The organism is Streptomyces sp. MUM 2J (assembly GCF_022414535.1).
Taxonomy (GTDB): domain Bacteria; phylum Actinomycetota; class Actinomycetes; order Streptomycetales; family Streptomycetaceae; genus Streptomyces.
Genome location: NZ_JADWYM010000098.1, coordinates 1 through 2,529 on the forward strand (window position 1 = coordinate 1; position 2,529 = coordinate 2,529).

At 72.3% G+C, this 2,529-nt stretch carries 1 protein-coding gene; it reads left to right on the forward strand.

From position 1 onward, the window contains the following. Positions 1-2,529, forward strand: a 2,529-nt coding sequence (locus I3F54_RS31780; RefSeq protein WP_240122392.1) for a type I polyketide synthase, incomplete at both ends; no start/stop codon positions are given.

Sequence of the window (2,529 nt, forward strand, 5' to 3'; positions counted from 1 at the left end):
GGGCGGCGGTGTCGTCGTTCGGGATCAGCGGCACCAACGCCCACGTCATCCTCGAAGAAGCACCCGCGGAGCGCACCGTCCAGGAAGCGGAGCCGCAGGACTCCCCGGGGACGGTCCCCGTCGTGCTGTCCGCACGCGGGCCCCGGGCACTGGCGCAGCTGGCGGGGCGCGTCCAGGCGTACATGGCCGAATCGCCGGAAACCGACCCGTACTCCCTCGCCCATGCTCTCGCCACCACGCGCGCACCGCACGACGACCGGGCCGTCGTCCTCGCCGACGACCGCGAAGCGCTCCTCGCCTCCCTCCGGTCGCTGCGAGACGGCGACCCCGACCCGGCGACCGTCGTCACGGGGACGGCTGCCGGGTCTCACGGCACAGTTTTCGTGTTTCCCGGGCAGGGCTCCCAGTGGGTCGGCATGGCGCTGCAGCTGCTGGAGAGCTCGGACGTCTTCCGGGAGCGTATGCACGAATGCGCCGTTGCCCTGGCCGAGTTCACCGACTGGTCGTTGCTGGACGTGTTGAAGGGCGAGCCCGGCGCGCCCGGCTTCGACCGGGTCGACGTCGTCCAGCCGGTCCTGTTCGCCGTCATGGTCTCGCTCGCCGCGCTCTGGGAGTCGTACGGCGTCCGGCCCGACGCGGTGGCGGGACACTCTCAGGGAGAGATCGCCGCGGCCTGCGTCGCGGGCGCCCTCACCCTGTCGGACGCGGCCCGGGTGGTCGCGTTGCGCAGCCAGGCACTGGCCGAGCTGGCGGGTACGGGCGGCATGGTGTCGGTCGCCCAGTCGGTCGACCGTGTCGAGGAACGCATACGGCGCTGGGAGGGGCGGCTCACGGTCGCCGCGGTGAACAGCCCGGCCTCCGTCGTAGTGTCCGGGGACCCGCGGGCGCTCGACGAGCTCCAGGCGGACTGCGCCGAATCGGGCGTCCGTACCCGCCGGGTCCCGGTGGACTACGCGTCGCACTCGCCCCACGTCGAGGCCATACGCGACCGGCTCGCCACCCTGCTGGCACCCGTCCGCCCGCGACCGGCGTCCGTGCCGTTCTACTCCGCCGTCACCGCCGAGGAACGGGACACCACGGACCTCGACGGTGGCTACTGGTACGAGAACCTGCGCCGGCCCGTCCGCTTCGACCAGGTCACCCGTGCTCTGCTCGACTCCGGGCACCGCGCGTTCATCGAGGTCAGCGCCCACCCCGTGCTCACGGTGGCGCTCGACGAGAGCTTCGCCGACAGTGGCGTCGAGGAGGCCTTCGCCTTCGGCACGCTGCGTCGGGACCAGGGCGGCCCGGACCGCTTCCTTGCCGCGCTGGCGGAGGGGTACGTGCGCGGGCTCGACGTTTCCTGGCCGACCGTGTTCGCGGCGCGCCCGCGGCAGGCGGTGCAGCTGCCCGCCTACCCCTTCCAGCACGAGTCGTACTGGCTCGAACCGGTCGCCACGGACGCCGATCTGACGGCCACCGGCCTCACTTCCGTGGACCACCCCCTCCTGGGCGCCCTGGTCGTCCGTGCTGAAGAGGACGGGCTGCTGCTCAGCGGACTGCTGTCGCTGCGCACGCATCCCTGGCTGGCCGACCACGCCCTTGCAGGCACGCCGGTCCTCCCCGGCACGGCCTTCCTCGAACTCGGCCTCCAGGCCGCACGAGTCGCCGGGTGCACTCAGGTCGACGACCTGACCATCCTCGCTCCCCTGCGGATCTCCGAAAACGGCGGACATCACGTTCAGGTGGAAACGGGCGCGTACGACTCCGACGGGCGAAGGCCGCTGACCATCCACTCCCGGCCTGCCGCTGACACGGACGCGACCTGGACCAAGCACGCGGTGGGCTATCTGACGTCGGACCTCCCGGAGGCCGGGGACCGCATCACGGCATGGCCGCCGCGCGGCGCCCGTACCGTGGAATACGCGGACCCCTACGAGACGCTGGCGGCAGGCGGCTACGACTACGGCTCGGCGTTCCAGGGACTGCGCGCACTGTGGCAGCGGGACGACGAAGTGTACGCCGAGGTCGAACTGGACGAGACCGAGGCGGCCGAAGCCGACCGCTTCCTCGTGCATCCGGCCCTGCTGGACGCGGCCCTGCACCCGGTGGCGCTTGGCGCGCTGGGCGAACAGGCCGAGGGCACGGTGCCGTTCGCGTTCGGCGCGGTGACCGTGCACGCCGGGGGAGCGGATCGTCTTCGGGTACGGCTCCGTCGTGAGACGCCTGACCGCGTCGCGCTCACGGCGGTGGACTCCCAGGGCAAACCAGTCGTGTCGGTGCGATCCGTCGCCCTGCGCCCGTTCGACTCGCGGTCGGTGACCACGCCGGACGACCTGCTCTACCGCGTGGAGTGGGAGCCGATGCCGTCGGCCGACTCCCACGAGGGCGGTGAAGGCCCGGCCCCGGTGGTGGTGAGGGTGCCCGCCGGTGGCGTTGCACAGCTGACCTTGGCCTCTGTTCTGGATCGGTTGCGGGACTGCCTGGCTGGTGATGGGCGTGTGGTGGTGGTGACGGCTTCCGGTGACGCGGCGGGGGCCGCGGTGGGTG